This window comes from Aureibaculum koreense (assembly GCF_034296135.1).
In the GTDB taxonomy this organism is placed as follows: Bacteria; Bacteroidota; Bacteroidia; order Flavobacteriales; family Flavobacteriaceae; genus Aureibaculum.
Window position 1 is genome coordinate 284034 of record NZ_JAXKVV010000003.1, and the last position, 18898, is coordinate 302931.

17 protein-coding genes and 1 pseudogene are annotated in these 18898 nt (G+C 35.0%); 10 read left to right on the forward strand and 8 right to left on the reverse strand.

The window, feature by feature from the left end:
• Positions 1–33: 33 nt before the first annotated feature.
• From gcvH to UMM65_RS05025, 10 genes are all read left to right on the forward strand, one after another.
• Positions 34–414, forward strand: a complete 381-nt coding sequence (gcvH, locus tag UMM65_RS04980; RefSeq protein ID WP_321975380.1) for a glycine cleavage system protein GcvH — start codon at positions 34–36, stop codon at positions 412–414.
• On the forward strand, positions 380–763 hold the full coding sequence (locus UMM65_RS04985; protein ID WP_321975381.1) for a VanZ family protein: 384 nt from the start codon (positions 380–382) through the stop codon (positions 761–763). Before gcvH ends, UMM65_RS04985 begins: the two co-directional genes overlap by 35 nt.
• A gap of 63 nt (positions 764–826) precedes the next feature.
• Positions 827–1546, forward strand: a complete 720-nt coding sequence (locus UMM65_RS04990) for an energy transducer TonB (RefSeq protein WP_321975382.1) — start codon at positions 827–829, stop codon at positions 1544–1546.
• A gap of 401 nt (positions 1547–1947) precedes the next feature.
• The gene (locus tag UMM65_RS04995) at positions 1948–2679 is read left to right on the forward strand and encodes an energy transducer TonB (RefSeq protein ID WP_321975383.1); all 732 of its coding nucleotides are present in this window, start codon (positions 1948–1950) and stop codon (positions 2677–2679) included.
• Between the two features lie 78 nt (positions 2680–2757).
• Positions 2758–3510: an energy transducer TonB gene (locus UMM65_RS05000; protein WP_321975384.1), complete on the forward strand. Its 753-nt coding sequence runs from the start codon at positions 2758–2760 to the stop codon at positions 3508–3510.
• 69 nt (positions 3511–3579) lie between these two features.
• Positions 3580–4356, forward strand: coding sequence for a deoxyribose-phosphate aldolase (gene deoC / locus UMM65_RS05005; RefSeq protein ID WP_321975385.1), 777 nt, complete (start codon positions 3580–3582; stop codon positions 4354–4356).
• Between the two features lie 3 nt (positions 4357–4359).
• A complete protein-coding gene (locus tag UMM65_RS05010) occupies positions 4360–4941 on the forward strand; it encodes an acyltransferase (RefSeq protein ID WP_321975386.1) in 582 nt (193 codons plus the stop codon).
• 34 nt (positions 4942–4975) lie between these two features.
• Positions 4976–7072, forward strand: a complete 2097-nt coding sequence (locus UMM65_RS05015; protein WP_321975387.1) for an energy transducer TonB — start codon at positions 4976–4978, stop codon at positions 7070–7072.
• 1 nt (position 7073) lies between these two features.
• Positions 7074–8204, forward strand: a complete 1131-nt coding sequence (locus UMM65_RS05020; protein ID WP_321975388.1) for an acyloxyacyl hydrolase — start codon at positions 7074–7076, stop codon at positions 8202–8204.
• Entirely contained in the window at positions 8201–8941 is a 741-nt protein-coding gene (locus UMM65_RS05025) for a head GIN domain-containing protein (RefSeq protein WP_321975389.1), read from the forward strand. The genes UMM65_RS05020 and UMM65_RS05025 overlap by 4 nt, the downstream gene beginning before the upstream one ends.
• A 55-nt stretch (positions 8942–8996) precedes the next feature.
• Here the strand turns inward: UMM65_RS05025 and UMM65_RS05030 are convergent, their stop codons facing one another.
• The 8 genes and pseudogenes from UMM65_RS05030 to UMM65_RS05065 form a co-directional block, all read right to left on the reverse strand.
• A complete protein-coding gene (locus UMM65_RS05030) occupies positions 8997–10310 on the reverse strand; it encodes a DUF3472 domain-containing protein (protein WP_321975390.1) in 1314 nt (437 codons plus the stop codon).
• A gap of 18 nt (positions 10311–10328) precedes the next feature.
• A complete protein-coding gene (locus UMM65_RS05035) occupies positions 10329–10883 on the reverse strand; it encodes a hypothetical protein (protein ID WP_321975391.1) in 555 nt (184 codons plus the stop codon).
• An 87-nt stretch (positions 10884–10970) separates the two neighbouring features.
• Complete coding sequence (locus UMM65_RS05040) at positions 10971–11651, reverse strand: hypothetical protein (RefSeq protein WP_321975392.1); 681 nt, start codon at positions 11649–11651, stop codon at positions 10971–10973.
• A 90-nt stretch (positions 11652–11741) separates the two neighbouring features.
• Positions 11742–12824, reverse strand: coding sequence for a DUF5007 domain-containing protein (locus tag UMM65_RS05045; protein WP_321975393.1), 1083 nt, complete (start codon positions 12822–12824; stop codon positions 11742–11744).
• 51 nt (positions 12825–12875) lie between these two features.
• Complete coding sequence (locus UMM65_RS05050; RefSeq protein WP_321975394.1) at positions 12876–13514, reverse strand: fasciclin domain-containing protein; 639 nt, start codon at positions 13512–13514, stop codon at positions 12876–12878.
• A gap of 47 nt (positions 13515–13561) precedes the next feature.
• Positions 13562–15103, reverse strand: a complete 1542-nt coding sequence (locus tag UMM65_RS05055; RefSeq protein ID WP_321975395.1) for a RagB/SusD family nutrient uptake outer membrane protein — start codon at positions 15101–15103, stop codon at positions 13562–13564.
• A gap of 16 nt (positions 15104–15119) precedes the next feature.
• Positions 15120–18320, reverse strand: a complete 3201-nt coding sequence (locus tag UMM65_RS05060) for a SusC/RagA family TonB-linked outer membrane protein (protein WP_321975396.1) — start codon at positions 18318–18320, stop codon at positions 15120–15122.
• Between the two features lie 28 nt (positions 18321–18348).
• Positions 18349–18898: pseudogene (locus UMM65_RS05065) on the reverse strand (gfo/Idh/MocA family oxidoreductase); the annotation flags it as partial.

Consider the following 18898-nt stretch of genomic DNA (forward strand, 5'->3'; position numbering starts at 1 on the left):
TTAACTTTGCCTTTCTAATTTAATTTTAACAAAATGAATATTCCCGCAGAATTAAAATTTACTAAAGACCACGAATGGGTAAAAATTGATGGCGATGTTGCCACAGTTGGTATAACCGACTTCGCACAAGGCGAATTAGGAGACATTGTTTATGTTGATGTTGACACACTAGATGAAACCATTGATAAAGACGAAGTTTTCGGTTCTGTAGAAGCAGTTAAGACGGTTTCGGATCTATTTATGCCACTTTCAGGTGAAGTTATTGAATTTAATGAAGATTTGGAAGACAATCCTGAAAACGTAAATACAGATCCTTACGGAAAGGGATGGATGATTAAAATTAAAATTAGCGATACTTCGCAAATTGACAGTTTATTAGATGCTGAAGCCTATAAAGCGGTTATTGGAGCGTAATGCTTTAATAATTGCTATTTTCTTAACGCTTTTTGTTGCTTTTTTAAGTCTTGTTTCTTTAAAAGGAATTGCTCAAATTAATATTGGTATAAGCAACTCTGATAAAATTGGACACTTAATTGCTTATTTCACCTTGAGTATGAGCTGGTTCTATGTTTTTAGGAACAGCAAAAAAAAATGGGTTTATATTGCCTTATCCCTTGTTGTTTTCGGCATGATTCTTGAGGCATTACAAGGAACGCTCACCACATATAGAACAGCAGATTGGTATGATGAACTTGCCAATACCTCTGGTGTATTGTTAGCTTGGCTAGCCTCTCACTTGTGGTTTAAAAAACAAGAGAATTAAAAATAATTCTTGTTTACATAAATTTATTTATTAAATTAGCAAACAAATTAATACTTTTTACCCATGGAAACTAAAAAAAATCCAAAAGCAAATTTGGAAAACTACAGTAAGTTATTTGTACAACTTGGGCTTGTGCTAGCTTTGCTTATTGTCTATTTAGGTATTGAATTTAAAACTTTTGATAGGGATATTGATGACTTAGGTATGCTTAACATTGGAGAAGAAATTGAAGAGGATATTCCAATCACCGAAAGAATAGAACAAATAAAGCCACCACCACCGCCACCACCAGCTCCGGAAGTAATTGAGGTTGTTGAAGACGAAGAGGAAGTTGAAGAAACCATGTTAGAGTCAACCGAAACCGACGAAAACGAAGTAGTGGAAGTTGAAGAAATTGTTGAAGTGGTTGAAGAAGAGGTAGTAGCGGAGGATGTTCCTTTTGCAATTATTGAAGATGCTCCAATTTTCCCAGGTTGTAAAGGTAGTAAAGCAGAATTAAAAGCTTGTCTGCAAAAATCTATAGAAAAACATGTTGCTAGAAAATTTGATGTAAATTTAGCTAGTGAGCTAGGATTAGATCCCGGTAAAAAGAAAGTATATGTAGTCTTTAAAATAGACAAAAACGGCAATATTACAGATGTAAGGGCTAGAGGACCACATGCAAGATTGGAAAAAGAAGGTGTTAGTGTTGTTAACCAGTTGCCAAAAATGATTCCAGGTAAGCAACGTGGCAGACCTGTTGGTGTAAAGTATACACTGCCAATTACTTTATTGGTAGAGTAAAAAAAATATATTCTTTTATATCTAAAGGCCATCTTAAAGATGGTCTTTTTTTTTATACACAATACTGTGATTTTACCAATAAACTTGAAATATGATTACACCTTCTAGCCTTACACTTTTGCAGTATAGGGTTAGAAAAATTGCTTAACAACATAGAAGTAAAAATAAAATCTACAATAAAATGTTCCATTTATAAATTTAAATTCACATAATTTCTAAAAATATTGCAGAATTATAGTTTATTATAAATTTTTTATAAATTTTTAAAAGTTCTGTAATTCAGTACTTTACATGATATTTATCATTCTTTTTTACTACAATAATTGAGACCTTAGTAGTGTCCTTAAAAAATAGCGATCAGATAATCGCTTAGACATTAGTAAATTTTAAATTTTTCAATTATGGAAGTTAAAAAGAATCCCAAAGCCAAATTAGAGAATTATAGTGGGTTGTTTTTACAACTGGGACTAACATTATCTCTAATCATTGTATACTTTTCATTACAACATAAAGCATATGAGAGAACAGTTTCTGATTTTACTGGTATTATAGTGGAAGAACAGATAGTAGAAGATATACCCATTACGGAGCGGGTAGAACAAATAAAACCGCCACCACCACCCCCTCCTGCTCCTGAAGTTATTGAGGTGGTAACAGATGAAGCGGAAGTAGAAGAAACAATGCTCGAATCTACTGAAATTGATCAAGACGATGCCGTAGAGGTTGTTGAACTGGATGAAGTTAAAGAAGTGGTTGAAGAAGAAGTAGTTGTAGATGACGTTCCGTTTGCGGTTATTGAAGATGCACCTATTTTTCCAGGATGTAAGGGTAATAAAGCCGAATTAAAGAAGTGTTTGTCAGAAAAAATTTTGGCACATGTTGGAAAAAATTTTGACACCAACCTTACACAAGAACTAGGCTTGGAAGCGGGTAAAAAGCGGGTAATTGTACTTTTTAGTATAGACCGTAACGGCAATATTGCTAAAGTACAAGCTAGAGGTCCACATGCGAGATTAGAAAAAGAGGCCATTAGAGTGGTACAATCTTTACCTAAAATGATACCTGCTAAACAACGTGGTGTGCCTGTTGGTATTAAATATACGCTACCAATTACATTAGAAGTTAGAATTTAATACATTTAGCTCAAAATGGATTCAATCTTGGTATGTTTATTGATGTTAACATAGTTTTAACACTTTAAACATACCACTATGAATTTTTCAAAACAACCCCAAAAAAATCAACCACCAACCGAGAAATTCTACCGAAGTTCAGCTCTTTTTATGCAACTGGGCTTGGTATTGGCACTATTAATAGTTTATGTATCATTAGAATTTACGTCAACCAAAACAATCACATTGTTTGACGATTTTATTCCTGATGAAGAACAAGCCTATGTCTTTACAGCACCACCCGATATTATTATTGAAAAAAAACAAGAACCCAAAGAAAAACAAAAGCGTGAAAAAGTACCATTGACAGATCATGAAATAGTTCCTGATAACACTAAATTTGAAGATGTATTAGACCTGCCAACTACAGATGATCAGCCAAAAATAGATATTGGTGAGATTGATGAAGTAATTGAAAAAGGAGATGACGATATACCTCCAATCCCTTTTGAAATCTTAGAAGAAGCTCCCGTTTTTCCTGGTTGCGAAGGACTAGAAAAACAGGAATCTAAAGCGTGTTTTACCAAACAAATGACAAAATTTGTTAATAGAAAATTTGATGCAGGCATAGCTGAGGGTTTAAACCTAACAGGGAAACAACGCATTTTTGCACTGTTTACCATTGACAAAAACGGATTGGTTACAGACATTAAAATAAGAGCACCCCATAAAACGTTGGAAAAAGAAGCATTGCGTGTTATACAAAAACTGCCCGAAATGATTCCGGGTAAACAACGCAAAAAAGCGGTACCTGTAAAATATACGTTGCCGATTGTATTTGAAATTCACTAATCTTATTTAGATAATCAATTTTGATCTTAGAACAAATCCCGCCTTGAGCGGGATTTATTTTGTAATAAAATGACTATTTTTACCACTCAAATCCTCAATAAATTGGACATTAATCAATACTTAGATTCTACCTATCTAAAAACGCCGATTCAAGCTGGTATTTCTAAAGAAGAAACACATAAAAATGTAATTCAATTAGTTCAGGAAGCCATTACGGAAAATTTTAAATTGGTAATGATAAGACCGAGGTTTGTATCATTGGCAAAAGAATTAGTTACCAAAGCAAACAGCAACGTATTGGTCGGTACGGTTATCGGATTTCATGAGGGTACTTTATCAACTGAGGATAAATTGATTGAAGCAAAACAAGCCATTGACGATGGTGCGGACGAACTCGATTTTGTAATTAATTATCCCGCCTTTTTAAATGGAAACATCAATCTTATAAAAAGTGAAGTTTTTAAAGGTTCAAAATTGGGATTGGAACACGGTAAAATCGTAAAATGGATCATTGAAATAGCAGCTTTATCAAATGATGAAATTATCGCAATTGCACAACTGATAAAAGATGTTGTTTTAAGTAATTTTGGTGATAAAAGTGCTGATAAAATATTCGTAAAATCTTCCACAGGATTTTATAAAACATCTGACAATAAACCATCTGGAGCAACGTTTGAAGCAATGAAACTGATTATTGAAAATGCCAAACCCTTGCAAGTTAAAGCCGCAGGAGGTGTGAAAAATTACGAAGATGCGATTAAAATGATTAATTTAGGTGTTAATAGGATAGGTACTTCATCGGCAAAAGCGATTGCTGATGGTCAAGAAGTAAAAAACGATTATTAAAGCATGGAAAATTTAGATTATTTTGCACATGAAACAGCTGTTATTGACGACAACTGTAAAATTGGAAAAGGCACAAAAATTTGGCACTTTAGTCATATTATGTCCAATTGTGTTATTGGGGAAAAATGTAGTTTTGGTCAGAATGTAGTAGTATCTCCAGATGTAGTTTTAGGTAACAATGTAAAAGTTCAAAATAATGTTTCCATATACACTGGTGTTATCTGTGAAGATGATGTTTTTTTAGGGCCATCTATGGTATTTACCAATGTTATTAATCCTAGAAGTGCCGTTATCAGAAGAGATGAATACAAAGAAACCTTAGTAAAAAAAGGAGCAAGTATCGGTGCAAATGCCACAATAGTTTGTGGAAATACTATTGGTGAGTTTTCTTTAATAGGAGCTGGAAGTGTGGTAACCAAAGAGATTCCCGCTTATGCTCTAGTAGTAGGAAACCCTTCTAGACAAATTGGTTGGGTGAGCGAATATGGACATCGTTTGAATTTTGATAAAAAAGGGTTTGCCATTTGTCCTGAAAGCAAAGAGAAATATCAGTTGAATAATAATAAAGTAGCCAAAATATATTAATACCTTTGCTCAAAATTCTATAAAATAGTATCGAATGAGAAAACTCATTATAGTTGCCCTTTTGACCTTTACCAACTTTCTACTGGCACAAGAAGACATTTACCCTGTTTATGAAGGTTGTGATGCTTCAAGTGAAACTACTTTGGCTTCATGTTTTAATCAAAACCTGACTAAAGACATACTAGCAGAATTTAAAGTTCCTGAAAATGTACAAAAAGAAAACTTTAAAGGTACAATTAACGTAATTTTTGTGGTGACCAAAACTGGCGATTTTGAGGTTTTGTATGTACGTTCCGCTTATGAAGAACTGGAAACCGAAGCCAAAAGAGTTTTTTCACAGCTACCGAAAATAAAACCCGCTACTTATAACGGAAGACCTATTGATATGCGTTTTGGCATCCCTATTCAAATTCCACTTGGTTCACAACAAACTCCAAAGAAAATAACCAAAGAAAATGCAGAGGAAAATGTGATAGCAACCGTGGGAACACCTATCCCTCCTACTACAGCTCCCAATACGCTACAGAAAGATGTTCAAACTACTGTGGTTAGTTCCTATTTTCCAGAACATAAAAGTGAATTGAATATTCCTTTTACACACAGTACTTATGATGAGCTAGGCTATTATTACAATCAAAACGACAATTCGCACACAGGTTTTAAACCTTTTTTATACAGCGAGACTTCTAAGTATGTGAATCTTGATGCACAGAAAACAGATTTGTTTAAGGATAAATCCTCAAAATGGGGCAAAAAATTATGGAACGAGCATTTTATAAAAGTTCAGAAAAAAGATTACTGGTTTACGGTAAATCCTATATTTGATCTTCAAATAGGAAAAGATAACTCTGATAATAATTACACTTACAATAACACCAGAGCAGTTCAAATTCAAGGTGGATTGGGTAAAAATTTTAACTTTTCTACTTCTTTTTACGAAAGTCAAGGACGTTTTGCTGATTATATCAACGATTTTGCCAGAGCTAATCGCCCATCTGGAGGAGGTTATGGTTTGGTGCCAGGACGTGGAAATTCAAAACTTTTTAAAACAAATAGTTTCGATTATCCTGTTGCTGAAGCTTATTTGACATACACGCCAAGCAAGTTTTTTAATTTTCAGTTCGGACATGGTAAAAATTTTATTGGTGACGGTTACCGATCATTGATGCTTTCCGATGTAGCCACTTCTTATCCACATTTAAAAATTAGTACCAATTTTTGGAAAATTAAATATACCAACTTATGGATGTGGTTAGAAGATGTAAGACCATCTGTTAATTTTAATGGTTTAAATTCCAGAAAATTTGTAGCCATGCACCATTTGAGCTGGAACGTTACCAAAAAATTCAACGTAAGTTTATTTGAAGCAGTCATTACTAAAAAAGACGAAAACAACGGATTTGACATCAATTATTTTAATCCTATCATATTTTATAGAGCTGTTGAATTCTCAAGAGGTTCACGTGGCGGCAATGCAATTATCGGTCTAGGTACTAAATATAAATTATCAGATAATTTTTCAACATATACCCAATTCGTTTTAGACGAATTAACGGTTGGACGCTTTTTTGATGGTGACGGATATTGGGGCAATAAATTTGCTTTGCAAGTGGGTGCAAAATATTATAATGCCTTTGATGTTGAAAATTTATATTTGCAAGGTGAGTTTAATTTGGCAAGACCTTACACATATTCGCATGGAACCCCTATCTTAAATTATGGCCATTATAACCAACCTTTAGGTCATCTTTGGGGAAGTAACTTTTGGGAGTTTGTAGGTATTGCACGTTATAAAAAAGACCGTTGGTTTGGTAGTGCAAAAATTAATATAGGTAATAAAGGTTTTGACATTAACGGATTAAACTACGGTGGTAATATTTATCTCAGCAATGATGACAGAACAGCCGATACTGGAATTGAATTGTTACAGGGCAACAATACCAGAATTTTTATAGCGGACTTACAAGGTGGCTATATTATAAATCCAGCTACAAACACAAAATTATTTGCAGGATTTACTTATCGAAAATTCAGTCCAGCACAAGCTATAACCGATAATGCAGAAGAAACCACTACATGGTTTACCATTGGCTTAAAAGCCGGTCTGTTTAATTGGTATTTCGATTTTTAAGATGAGTAGCATACATAGTATAAAGAAGTTCTTTTTTATACTATTTTCATTAAGCACGCTCACTTTTTTCTCCCAAGAGAATAACCATACTTTGCTACAAGTAGAATATTTTTACGGAAACATTTTAAAACATAAAAAGAAAATTTCGCATCTAGCAATTAGTAATCCCCAAGGGTTTGTAATTAGTTACAATCGTAAGACTACTGCACAAGACAAAAATTTAGCACACTATAATTTTCCAGATTGGGGTTTTTCTTTTATCTATCAAGATTTTAACAATACTACATTAGGCAAAACTTTTGTAGCTCAGCTTAATTATTCCTTCTATTTTGGTAATAGAGCAAACAAAAATCTATTTTATTTAAAATTAGGCCAGGGCATTGCCTATAATACCAATCCGTTTAATCTGGAAACCAATAATAAAAATATTGCTTTTGGTTCTCATTTATTGGCAAACACAACATTAGGCTTCAATTATAAACGTAAAAATATTTTAAATGCTTTTGACGCAACCGTTGGCTTCACGCTGTCACATTATTCCAACGGCACTATAAAATCGCCAAACTTAGGGCTTAACACCTTATCTTTAATTACGGGTGTTAGTTATAATTTTGATGCCGATAATCCGATTGACTATAACGGGCCTATCCAAGAAGATAATATCATCAACAAAGAACCAATAAAATTCAATTTTCAATTTAGCGGAGGCATAAATAGTTCTGGTAATATTGGCACCAAACAATTCCCTTTTTACATAGGCTCCATCTATGCCGATAAAAGAGTTGGCCGAAAAAGTATTTTACAATTTGGTGGTGAAATTTTTATTTCAAAATTTTTAAAAGAATTGATTGCATATAATGCAGTTGCTTTTCCTGAATTACCTAACCAAGATGGTAAGGCGGATTATAAACGCGTAAGTTTAATTGTGGGTCATGAATTGGATATCAATAATTTTTCCATATTAACTCAATTTGGATATTATGTCTATTATCCCTACCCATATGAAACACGGTATTACGAACGTGTAGGAGTTAAAAAATATTTTGGAAAAAAATGGTTTGCGACCGCATCAATAAAAGCACATTTATTTTTAGCGGAATCTATTGATCTGGGAATTGGAATTCGCTTATGAGAAAATTTATTTTACATATCACAGTTGTATTTTTCCTTTTCGGATGCTCGGACAATACTTCAAATTGTTTAACTTCATCTGGAAAAGAAGTTGTTAAATCCGTCAATTTATCTGATTTTTCCAAAGTTATAATTCATGAAGGAATAAGCCTGGAACTAAAACAAGGTTTAGAAAACTCGCTTCAAATAAAGTACGGAGAAAATTTAATTGACAATATTTCCACAACAATAAAAGACGAAATTTTAAGTATTGAAAACAGCACTTGCAATGTACTGAGAAATACAAAACCCGCACAAATTTTATTAACTGCTGTCAATCTTACAGAAATTAGAAATGCTTCTCAGTTTTCGGTTGTTAGTAAAGAAGTATTAAAATTTAATTCGATATCGTTATTTTCAGAAGACTTTTTTTTACCAGCCATAAACGTCGGTGATTTTGACTTAAATATAGACACTAACGACTTAAATATTATTTCCAATAACGTTTCCAATTTTACCGTCAAAGGAAAGACAAACAATTTGTTTGTTGGTTTTTATGCTGGAGAAGGCAAATTTAACGGAGAATTTTTAGAAGCACAGAATGTTGATGTTTTTCATAGGGGAATTAACACTATAGTGGTTAATCCCATTCAAAAATTAACTGGAGAAATTAGGGGTGTTGGAGATTTGATTTCTGTGAACACACCGCCTTTGGTTAGTGTACAAGAGTTTTATACAGGAAAATTGCTGTTTAAATAAAAAGCCTTTACACATAACATATAAAGGCTTTTTACAAACTAACTCAAATAATATTTTACTTTGGAACTGGCAATTGAGAAAAATCTATAGCTGGAGCCGTTCCATTTGCTTCCCTAGTAAATTCAGAATCTATGGGTGTGATTTCACTAAAAAACCCACAATTTTTCATAAAGAAGGTATTTCCCTCAACACCGCCAGCATAGTCTAATCTTGATTCTTTTCGTGCGGTAGCATCTGCCGTGAATTTAGCAGTGACCAGTTCTGTCCAAATGCCATCTTTAGTATAAGCCCATTGATTTTTATAATTTCCTTTTCTGGATATATATCCTGTTTCAGTCATAAAATTTTCTAAAAAAGAGTACAAATTTTGTAAATATCTGTTGGTATAAGGTCTTCTAAAACTAGCTATCAATTTCCATTCATTTTCTTCAGGAGCGAAAAAATATGCGGTATAGTCAGTAGAATTATTAACTGATGGTTCTCCTTTCAATAAAAATTTATATGTATTCCCTGCTTTCCAATCAAAGACTTTATAGCTTTGACCACCTGAACCTTCGTTGCCAAATTCTCCAGAGGTAACGCCATCACCTTTGCCCAATAAAATAATTTTATAGTCATCGGGAATTTCATCTGGATTCTGAGTTTCATATGGACTCCAAACCGAAAATAAAATGCGACGTTCCGTTTCAGAATTTACTTGGATTCCAAAATACCCATCTTTAAATCCATTGGCCATAAAATACGAACCTATTATATCTTCGTTTTTAGGCACATTTATTTCATTGTAAAACCATACAACATCTTTGTTTTCTGGTGTTTTATAAGACAGGTGTACCGAAGGTCCTCTCCGCCCAAAATAAAAATCGTCTTTTATAAAATAAACGTTTCCTTTCGTGGCCGGACCGCCAATTGCTATATCTTTTATATTGGCTACATAGTCTCCAGATTTTTCTATTCCTTCAATTTCAATAAAGTTATACCCATCTTTTATGTCAAAAATTCCGACATCAATAGTTGTTTTTTCAGAACTCTTTAATTCTATATTTTTAGTCTGATTACCAACGGTTATTTTAATTTTTGAAGTGCCGTTAGGTACGTTTGCATTTAACCCCACATGTAATTTACCTGAAACATCAGTTTTAAAGTAGGTGCGTACAATAGCCTCTAAATCTTTCCAGTTTTGAATGCCAGATTCTGTAATCATGCTCGCATTAGCAGCTGTATTGTTAACTACCCAACTGTTGCCTTTAGCAGGTATGTTAATTGATAGTTCTAATTTTTCAGCATTCTCAGAATCATCCTCCACAGATTTTGAACCACAAGAAGAAACCAGAATCAATGTAAACATTAAATAAAAAAATCTTACCATTACTTTATATTTAACACGTTATTTGAAAGGTACTTTTACTATAACCGTTTCACCTTTACCTTCTTTATTAGCTCTACTCTGAATAGTCCATAAATCCTTTAAGTTGTCACCATCTATGGCAGTACCACTATAATCTCCCCAGGCTACTCCATCCGTAGCACCTTCTCCTTCGCCCAACTTTATAATTTCTCTTAACTGTCCTAAAGGATCTTTAGCATACCTGAATGCCATTCTTGGACTAATGAACATATTTTCGTTCGTTTCCTGAAAACCTACCAAAACGTCATTATTTTTATTTACGCCAATGGTGGTTTGGATGTAATTGGTGTTTTCATCGTAAATTAAACCTGTTTGTACTATGGTGCCATCCAATTTTACCTGATGCCATTGTACAGCAGAATTTCCTTTATAATTAATTGCCTGCGAAAACCATATAAAACCATTTTGAAGTACTAAATTCTTCGGGTTTCTATCGCCCGACGATGTTTTTTGTTCTGTACCTTTTTGTGGTGATTGCGGCGGATAACCAATATGTTCTAATCCGTGTTTTGCATTGCTCACTACCTGACTCATGGGCGAACCCTCTTTACCTTCGGTAACTTTGGTGATGACAAAATTATCCCCTTCTATGTTAAAAAAATAAAGATCGTCAATAGCATCTTATGTTAGCACAGGATGCCCCAAAGTACCAGCAAAATGGTAAGCGGTCGCTTTTTTACCCGATTTAACCTCATTCATTTTCATTACAAATGTGCGGTCATCTCCACCTGGAAAGGAATAAGCTATCCATTTTCGGCTATAACCTATTCCACCACCATCTACTCCACCTGGTGCGGGTACAGGATAAATATTCCAAGCACCACGCGGGTCGTTGGTTTCTGAAATAGCGATATTAACAGATTTTACTTTTGCTTCGTCCCAGTACACCCAAAGATCAAATCCAAACACTTTATTATGGACATCATAAAATATTTTTGGGTCTATACCATTTTTAAAACAATGTTGGTTAATACCATCTATATAATTGCCTTGTTTGTCATAAATATATAATCCTGTATTTGTACCGTGAAATACATATCCGCCTCCTACAGCTATTTGTGGATCCACCTGCCTGTGGCCGTCCATTGCTCCGTCAAACTGTAAATATCCATTAACCGTTCTAGGATTACCTCCCTGCACTTTTTGTTTGCAATCGGCATCTCTAAACGTTTTTTTATGAACAGGCGTTATAACTTCGGTTCTTGATGGACTAGTGAATTCTTGTTTATCATTGCTCTGAGCTACAAGGATATTTGCACCAATTAAAGTGAAAGCAAAAAGAATAAATATTGATTTTTTCATGATATTTTTGTTGAAAAATTACTTAAAATCAAGGTAAATTGATGACCATTATATATTAAATATAACCAGTCATCATAATTTATGAGTATACTATTCCTTAATTTTTGTATAAGGAATTTTCATCTTAATTTCCCAAGTACCAGAATCGTTAATTTTTATGCCCCAGCGTATATAAGCCCTATTTCTTATTTCTCCGGTATCTGGGTCAATATAAGGAGACCAATCTTTAGGCCCGTTATCCGCTTCAAAAGCGTCTTTATCAACCGTAAACGCATCGGTAGTAGTCAAATAATACATTAAGTAAGAACTACTGCCCGAATAATTACTTGCATATTGCGGAAATGGTGGTGCTGGCAATGAAAATGTAGTACTTGTGGCATCAGTTGTTGTCTCGATAGAATTTTCGTGATAATTCTGTAAAAAACCACCTCCAGAAGGATAAAACACTACCTTTTCTGGATTTAACGGTGTACCGTAACTATCAGCAATAATCATCTTTACATTAATACCCACGGCAGGTTCATCACTGGTTTTCAGAACAGTTATATAAGGATGTGTACCATCTAACACACTAGGTACCCCATCATCATTCCCATTACTTATCACAGAAGTGTACCCTATGTCAAAAGCTCCACCTCCTTTACCTAATTGCAGCCTCGATCGCATTTCGGTAGGAAATTCTACGGGTTCAAATGGTGATAATTTTACCACTACAAAATCATCCAATTGTCGTTCTCCTTTTACATTTTTTGCTTTTACGTGTATTTTAAAAATATCACCATTAACAAATTTAGTAGATTGCGTAAATGCTATTTCCCCACTGACCGAACTCATTAAAATAGAAGGCTCCATGCTTTGTTTAATTTTTGCCTGTATTAATTCCAACGTGGTATCGGTTAGGGGATTAAAAGGTTCTGTCCATGTAGTTATTTCATATTCTTGAAACAAAGCATCGGTTGGGTTGCCGTCAGCATCGGTAATACCTGTAATTTCCCATTCTAAAGGATATGTAGAACCTTCTGCTGCAGGTGCGGCACTCAGTTTAAACACACCTCGCGGAACAAAAATGGTATCCTCAAGTGCATGTATATTATCACTTATATAGCCTACTTCTGGTGGTGTACAAGAAGCAAATACTATGGCAATCAGTAAAGTTATTAGTATATTTTTCATTGTTATTGTTTTAAGTTTTGCAAAATAAAAATCATTTGATATTGTTAAATGTTAGTTGTCATAATTAAATAAAATATGAGAACCTTGTAGCACATGCACTACACCATTTGTAGTTAAAATATTGGATGTTCTTACCAATACATCTTTATCGTCCTTATTTACATCACTGGTAGGTTCCCAGGTGTCACCCACTTTATAGGTATAATAAACATATTTGGGGAAAGTTTCCAATTGTCCAGAGTATTGATTAGTTGGCTGCAATGAAATTCTCCGCTGCTCGCCATTTAAAGCGGTAAGTATTTCCCCTTGTTCGGTCATATCTTCACGTGTAATTTTTCCTGAAAAAATATAAGCTCCCATATATTTTTTTAACGTATCTACATGAATATCATTAACCGTAAATGTGGCTTGTGGGTCTTCATTTCTCAATTCCGTTAACCTTCTGTCCACATAGTTGTTAATAGAAGCATTGTTAGGAGCAAAAAGTGTGGTTTCTCCGTTCAACTGGTCTTTTAATCCTGCCTTGTCAATTAACATTGCTAAGGTATCCAACTGCTTGTGCGATTGAAGAAAATCGAAAGTAGTAGCGTTTACCTGCTGTTGGCTTAAACCGCCATCAACAAGGTAGTCATCGTTATTACAAGCATAAAGTGTAATAACAGCCAATAGTATTAAGCATATATTTTTCATGTTTTTATATTTATTTAATGAATAATGCATCATTTTGTTATTATTAGTTATAAAGCCCCTCTCCAATATTCTGTCTGTACAATAGATGGATTATTTGAAATAATGGAGGGGTCAACTGGCCAAAAGTATCCTTTTTTAGCAATTCTACTTTGGTTCATCCAAGGTACGCCCTCATAATATTCCATTCTTATACGGTCATAAGCAGATTTTCCTTCACCTACAAATTCTATGGCACGTTCGTCAAAAATAACTTTCATAAGTGTCTCTTTGTCGGTATCACCCATATAATCAGGTACATTGGCTTTACTTCTTACCATATTTAAGTCCGCTACGGCAAGCCCTGCATTACCTGATCTGGCATAAGCCTCTGCTCTCAGTAAATACATGTCCGCCATACGGAACAATAAGATATTGGATTCTGAAAAAAGTGCATAATTATCTTCAGAGTTAGGGTCTGGTGATGAATGCGAATATTTTAACGGAAATGAATTGGTACTGCTTTCATAATCATAGAAAAACAATTCTTTACGGACATCATTTTCTCTATCTGGATCTTCATTCATCATTTGCTTACCATAAAAGTCAGGATCAATCGTTGGAGCAACATTGGTATTTTCATTTTTCCATATAGGAGCATTCAATGTAAGTCCTGTATAGTAACTATCGCTATTACTCATTCGAAAAGATTCGTTCATCGCTGCACTCATGTTGATTTCAAACAAACCTGTTTTAGATTGACCGATACACATCGCATCAAAACCATCTTTACCTTCATTTACATAATCAATTAATTCAGCACCGCTATTGTTGATAACGGATGTAGCCGCGTCAATAGATTGTTGTATCATTTCTGTATTGCCGTTATCTCTTGAAGCATACCAAAGTGTTAATCCTGCTTTTAAGGCCTCAGCACTTGCTTTGTTAGCAGTAATTGCCCAAGTAGGGCTTCCAGGTGATGAATATTGCAACAAGCCAATGGCTTTGTTGGTGGCTTCTAACGCATGGTCCAGCACTTCCAGTTCATTAGATCTTGGAACCCTAACAATATACCCATCTTCTCCGAGCAATTGTGAAGAAGATTCTACAGATTCTGTAATAATAGGTACATCTCCCCAAATACGTGCCATCCAATAGTAGGAGAGTCCTCTAACAAAAGCGGCTTCGCCTATAATTCTATCTTTTTCTTCTTTTGAAGTAAATAGATCATCTGGCATGTCTTCAACATATTTTTCAATTGTCAATGCCCAGTTCGCAGCTCTATAAAAATATTTCCAATCACGGCTATAACCTCTATATGGTAATACATAATTACCACTACCTTCTACATAGTTGGCAATCCAATTTCGGCTGTTCATAAAAGTCATACCAGGTAACTCGCCCCAAAAAATAAAACTGGCTTGCACTGTCATAGCATATTTAAACAAACTATAACTACCTGCCAAAGCTTGTTCTGCATTGGGCTGACTGTCCCAAAATACGTTAGGGTGCGTAATATTTAAAGGCTCTTGGTCCAATATATCCGTACAACTGTATATACTAGACAGGAATACGATAAAGGTAAAAACTGTATATTTTTTTATATTTTTCATGGTGTTATTTTTTAAATTAAAACTTAGCATCAATACCTATTGAGAATGTTTGGGTTTGTGGATAGCCATTACCCAAAGTTCTACCTCTAGCATCGACCAAAGAGGCATCAACAACCGCTTTAGAGCGTTGCCACATCCATGGGTTCAGCACCGAGCCATACACACGTAAACGGCTCAAACCTATGTCTTTTAACCAACTTTCGTCAGTAAAATTATAACCTATAGATGCATTGGTAATTTTCCAGTAGTCACCGCTTTCTACCCAAAGTGTTTGAGCTCCTCTAAAACCATAGAACGCACCTAAACTACCGACAGAAGGGTACAGTGCGGGAAAACGAACTCCCGCTGCCCCATCGCCAGGCTTGTCCCAAAAAGTATAACCACTTAAATCTGCCAAACCCCTGGTTGCCCAATCAGTTCCTCCTCTATCATAAGCATCCATATAACTGTTCAATGTTGTATTTAAAATGTCCGCACCAAAAGAAAATTGACTATACGCTTGCAAATACCAAGATTTATATTTTAAATTGATATTGAACGAACCTTGCACATCGGGTGTAGGAGAATAATCCCTGACCAACTGAAGATCGTGCGTTTCGTTTAAAATATAATCGCCATTTAAATCTTTCCAAATTGGGAAACCAGGACGAATTCTTGCCCAAGCACTTTTACCTGTTAGAGCTTCGCCTGTATAAGGGTTAACAGGTAATTGGTCTAAATCGTCAATAATATAATCATTTATAAATAATTGGTATAAGGTAATAGGCCTACCTACAACATAACCATAACCAGGTCCAGTATAATCTCTATTTCCGTTTGGTAATTTGGTTACATAATTTTTATTTTGGCTAAAGCCAACATCAAATGACAGTCGCAAATCATTGGTTCTGGGAAATACATGATATGTTAAAAAAGATTCCCAACCATAATTCAATACACCGGCCACATTGGTTTTGGCTCTGTTATAACCAGAATATGCAGGAAACAATACATCAAAAAACAATTTATCGGTTTGCTTGTGATACGCATCAAAAGTAACACTTAAACGTTGTTTGAACATATCTAATTCAAATCCGATATCCCATTGTTCAGAATTTTCCCAAGAAAGTTTTGAGTTTCCTATTTGGTCATAATTTGGGATTACACCAGTTGTACCCGCATAGGAAGATACGTTCATTTGATTGGTCCAATACCATTGATAAATTGGCGGAGCACCTCCATAACCTAAATCATAAGCCCCAAATCTTAAATAATTTTCAGGAAATTGTTTACCATTTATACCCCAAGTGAATTTAAGCTTTCCAAAATCTACAAAATCACCTATTAGAGATTCTAAAAATGGTTCTTTAGAAAAAACCCAGGCCGCAGAAAAAGCGGGGAATTTTGCCCAACGTACATCAGTACCAAACCTTGAAGAACCGTCAATACTAAAATTACCGCTAATTATATACCTATCCTTATATTTATAGCTTGCTCTTGCAAAATAAGACAACAATGCATTTGCTCTTATATCTGTATAACCAGAAATTTCATCTTGTGAGTATCTATCATTAATCACTTTTATAGCATCGCTACCAAAACCTATAGCGGCCAAGCCCATATCTTCGTACTGGTTATAATCAATTTTATTACCTAATATAGCAGTTACTTCATGGTCTTCTCCAAAATTATTAAAATAACTTAGGTACAAATCAGAAGATAGGTTTTTCCTGTTGTATAATGCGTAACTGGCAAAACCATCTCCATTTTCTCGGATAGTTGAAGGTTCGTAAAAATTCTTTTTATCACTGTTGTACACAAATGTCAATTGTGAGTTCAAGGTCATGCCCTTAAATAGGTCTAGCGTTGCAAAATTTGAAAAAGTAGTAGAAAAAGCCCTATCTGTATTTAGCCTATCTGTTAGTTCGCCCGTTAATCCTTTTATTTTTTCGTCACTAATATAAAATAGTGAAGAATTCAGCCTGTTAGGATTTACTGGCAAAGCAGAATTTAAATCAAACGAACCCAGGTACGGATTTCCTTGACCAGTTTTATTGTCCGTAAACGATGCCAATACCCTAAATTGATTTCTAAATTTAGAACCTACCTTAAAATTCATATTTGCGGATAGGTTATACCGTTTAAATCCAGTACCTTTTATTACCCCTTTTGTATCTAAATATCCTAAAGAAACTCTATAGTTAGACTCCTCACTACCACCTCGAACACTCAAATGGTACTGTTGAGAGAGTCCCGTTTCATAAAACAATCTTTGGTGATCTACGTTATTGTTGAATGCAGGGTTTAAACTGTCAGAGAGTACCATGGGCACATTACCATTTTGCACTTCTTCTGGTTGCCACCAACGGTCTATCATCCTCCATTTTTCTCTTCTTTCGGCCCCTCCTACCAACATAGGTACCAATTCAGGTTTAGGAAGCACACCAATAGCTGAAGAAAAGGAAAATTCTGGCTTATCTAATGCCTTTCCTCCTTTTGTGGTAATTATAATTACCCCATTGGCACCACGCGAACCATAAATAGCAGCAGCGGAAGCATCTTTTAAAATATCGATACTTTGAATGTCGTTAGGATTTAAGGATGCCAAAAAATCGACATTGGAAACGTTGTAACCCGCTAAATCTTCTAAAGAGGTCTGTACACCATCTATTACGTACAACGGATTACTAAATGCCGTATTCGCATCAATTTGTCCGCCAATGCTGGTATTACCACGAATTACCAATGATTGTCTTGCCCCTGGTGCACCACTCATTTGAACATTTTGAATACCTGTTGATTGCGTTGCCAACAAAGCAGAAACGGTAACTACGGGTACACTTTCTATTTTTTCGGCACTTATACTGGTTACCGCACCGGTAACATCTTTTTTACGAACAGCTTGATAACCAATAAGTACAACGTCATCCAAAGCAGTTGCTTCCGTTTCAAGAGAGATATTAAATTCTCTTTTATCGCCTACCGTAATCTCTTGGTCTGTAAAACCGATAAAACTGATATGCAATACAGATTCTGGTCCTGCCACTTTAATGGAAAAATTTCCATCAAAATCTGAAACCACTCCATTGGAAGTACCTTTTTCTAAAATTGTAGCACCCGGCACTATATTTCCAGTGTCAGCTTCTGTTATTGTTCCTGTTACCTCAATTTTAGCTTGTTGAGCATAGGTGGAAACAAAAAACAGTAATAAACATAAAACAAATAATTGTTTCTTCATAAGATTGTTTTTTAGTTTGAGTTAATAATTAATAGTTATCTTTAATCCAGTTATACGATTTTCTTTTAATCCACATGCCCCTTGTGAAATCAGGGAAATCTTGTGGTTCACCGTTGTTTTCAATTGACAATTCTGACAAAGGCGTAATGGCACTCCATGCCGCGGCGTCATAAGCGTCCATAGGTGGTGCTATTTTCTCCTTGGCAGATTCTATAAAAGAGTTTATTACAAAGAAATCCATCCCTCCATGGCCGGCCCCCATTGCATGTTCGCCATACTTTTTCCATAAGGGATGGTCATACTTTTTCAACCATTCATCCGCCTTGTCCCATTGATGGGATTTTGATTCTCCTTCTATATAAATTCTATTGCCATCAACTTCCCAAAGTCCCTTTGTACCTTGTACCCTAAAACCTAACGAGTACGGTCTTGGCAAATGGACATCATGCGTTACGATGATGGTCTCGCCGTTTGCCGTTTCTATGGTAGATGTAATCACATCGCCCATTTTAAAGTTGACTTTTGCATTGGGATGGTCTTTACCGCCATGCTCCACAATATAATTGTGCAATCCTCTA

Excerpts from the sequence above, each read along its gene's own strand:
- gcvH (WP_321975380.1), top strand. The coding sequence starts at position 34 with ATGAATATTCCCGCAGAATTAAAATTTACTAAAGACCACGAATGGGTA.
- UMM65_RS04985 (WP_321975381.1), top strand. The coding sequence starts at position 380 with ATGCTGAAGCCTATAAAGCGGTTATTGGAGCGTAATGCTTTAATAATT.
- UMM65_RS04990 (WP_321975382.1), top strand. The coding sequence starts at position 827 with ATGGAAACTAAAAAAAATCCAAAAGCAAATTTGGAAAACTACAGTAAG.
- UMM65_RS04995 (WP_321975383.1), top strand. The coding sequence starts at position 1,948 with ATGGAAGTTAAAAAGAATCCCAAAGCCAAATTAGAGAATTATAGTGGG.
- UMM65_RS05000 (WP_321975384.1), top strand. The coding sequence starts at position 2,758 with ATGAATTTTTCAAAACAACCCCAAAAAAATCAACCACCAACCGAGAAA.
- deoC (WP_321975385.1), top strand. The coding sequence starts at position 3,580 with ATGACTATTTTTACCACTCAAATCCTCAATAAATTGGACATTAATCAA.
- UMM65_RS05010 (WP_321975386.1), top strand. The coding sequence starts at position 4,360 with ATGGAAAATTTAGATTATTTTGCACATGAAACAGCTGTTATTGACGAC.
- UMM65_RS05015 (WP_321975387.1), top strand. The coding sequence starts at position 4,976 with ATGAGAAAACTCATTATAGTTGCCCTTTTGACCTTTACCAACTTTCTA.
- UMM65_RS05020 (WP_321975388.1), top strand. The coding sequence starts at position 7,074 with ATGAGTAGCATACATAGTATAAAGAAGTTCTTTTTTATACTATTTTCA.
- UMM65_RS05025 (WP_321975389.1), top strand. The coding sequence starts at position 8,201 with ATGAGAAAATTTATTTTACATATCACAGTTGTATTTTTCCTTTTCGGA.
- UMM65_RS05030 (WP_321975390.1), bottom strand. The coding sequence starts at position 10,310 with ATGGTAAGATTTTTTTATTTAATGTTTACATTGATTCTGGTTTCTTCT.
- UMM65_RS05035 (WP_321975391.1), bottom strand. The coding sequence starts at position 10,883 with ATGAGTCAGGTAGTGAGCAATGCAAAACACGGATTAGAACATATTGGT.
- UMM65_RS05040 (WP_321975392.1), bottom strand. The coding sequence starts at position 11,651 with ATGAAAAAATCAATATTTATTCTTTTTGCTTTCACTTTAATTGGTGCA.
- UMM65_RS05045 (WP_321975393.1), bottom strand. The coding sequence starts at position 12,824 with ATGAAAAATATACTAATAACTTTACTGATTGCCATAGTATTTGCTTCT.
- UMM65_RS05050 (WP_321975394.1), bottom strand. The coding sequence starts at position 13,514 with ATGAAAAATATATGCTTAATACTATTGGCTGTTATTACACTTTATGCT.
- UMM65_RS05055 (WP_321975395.1), bottom strand. The coding sequence starts at position 15,103 with ATGAAAAATATAAAAAAATATACAGTTTTTACCTTTATCGTATTCCTG.
- UMM65_RS05060 (WP_321975396.1), bottom strand. The coding sequence starts at position 18,320 with ATGAAGAAACAATTATTTGTTTTATGTTTATTACTGTTTTTTGTTTCC.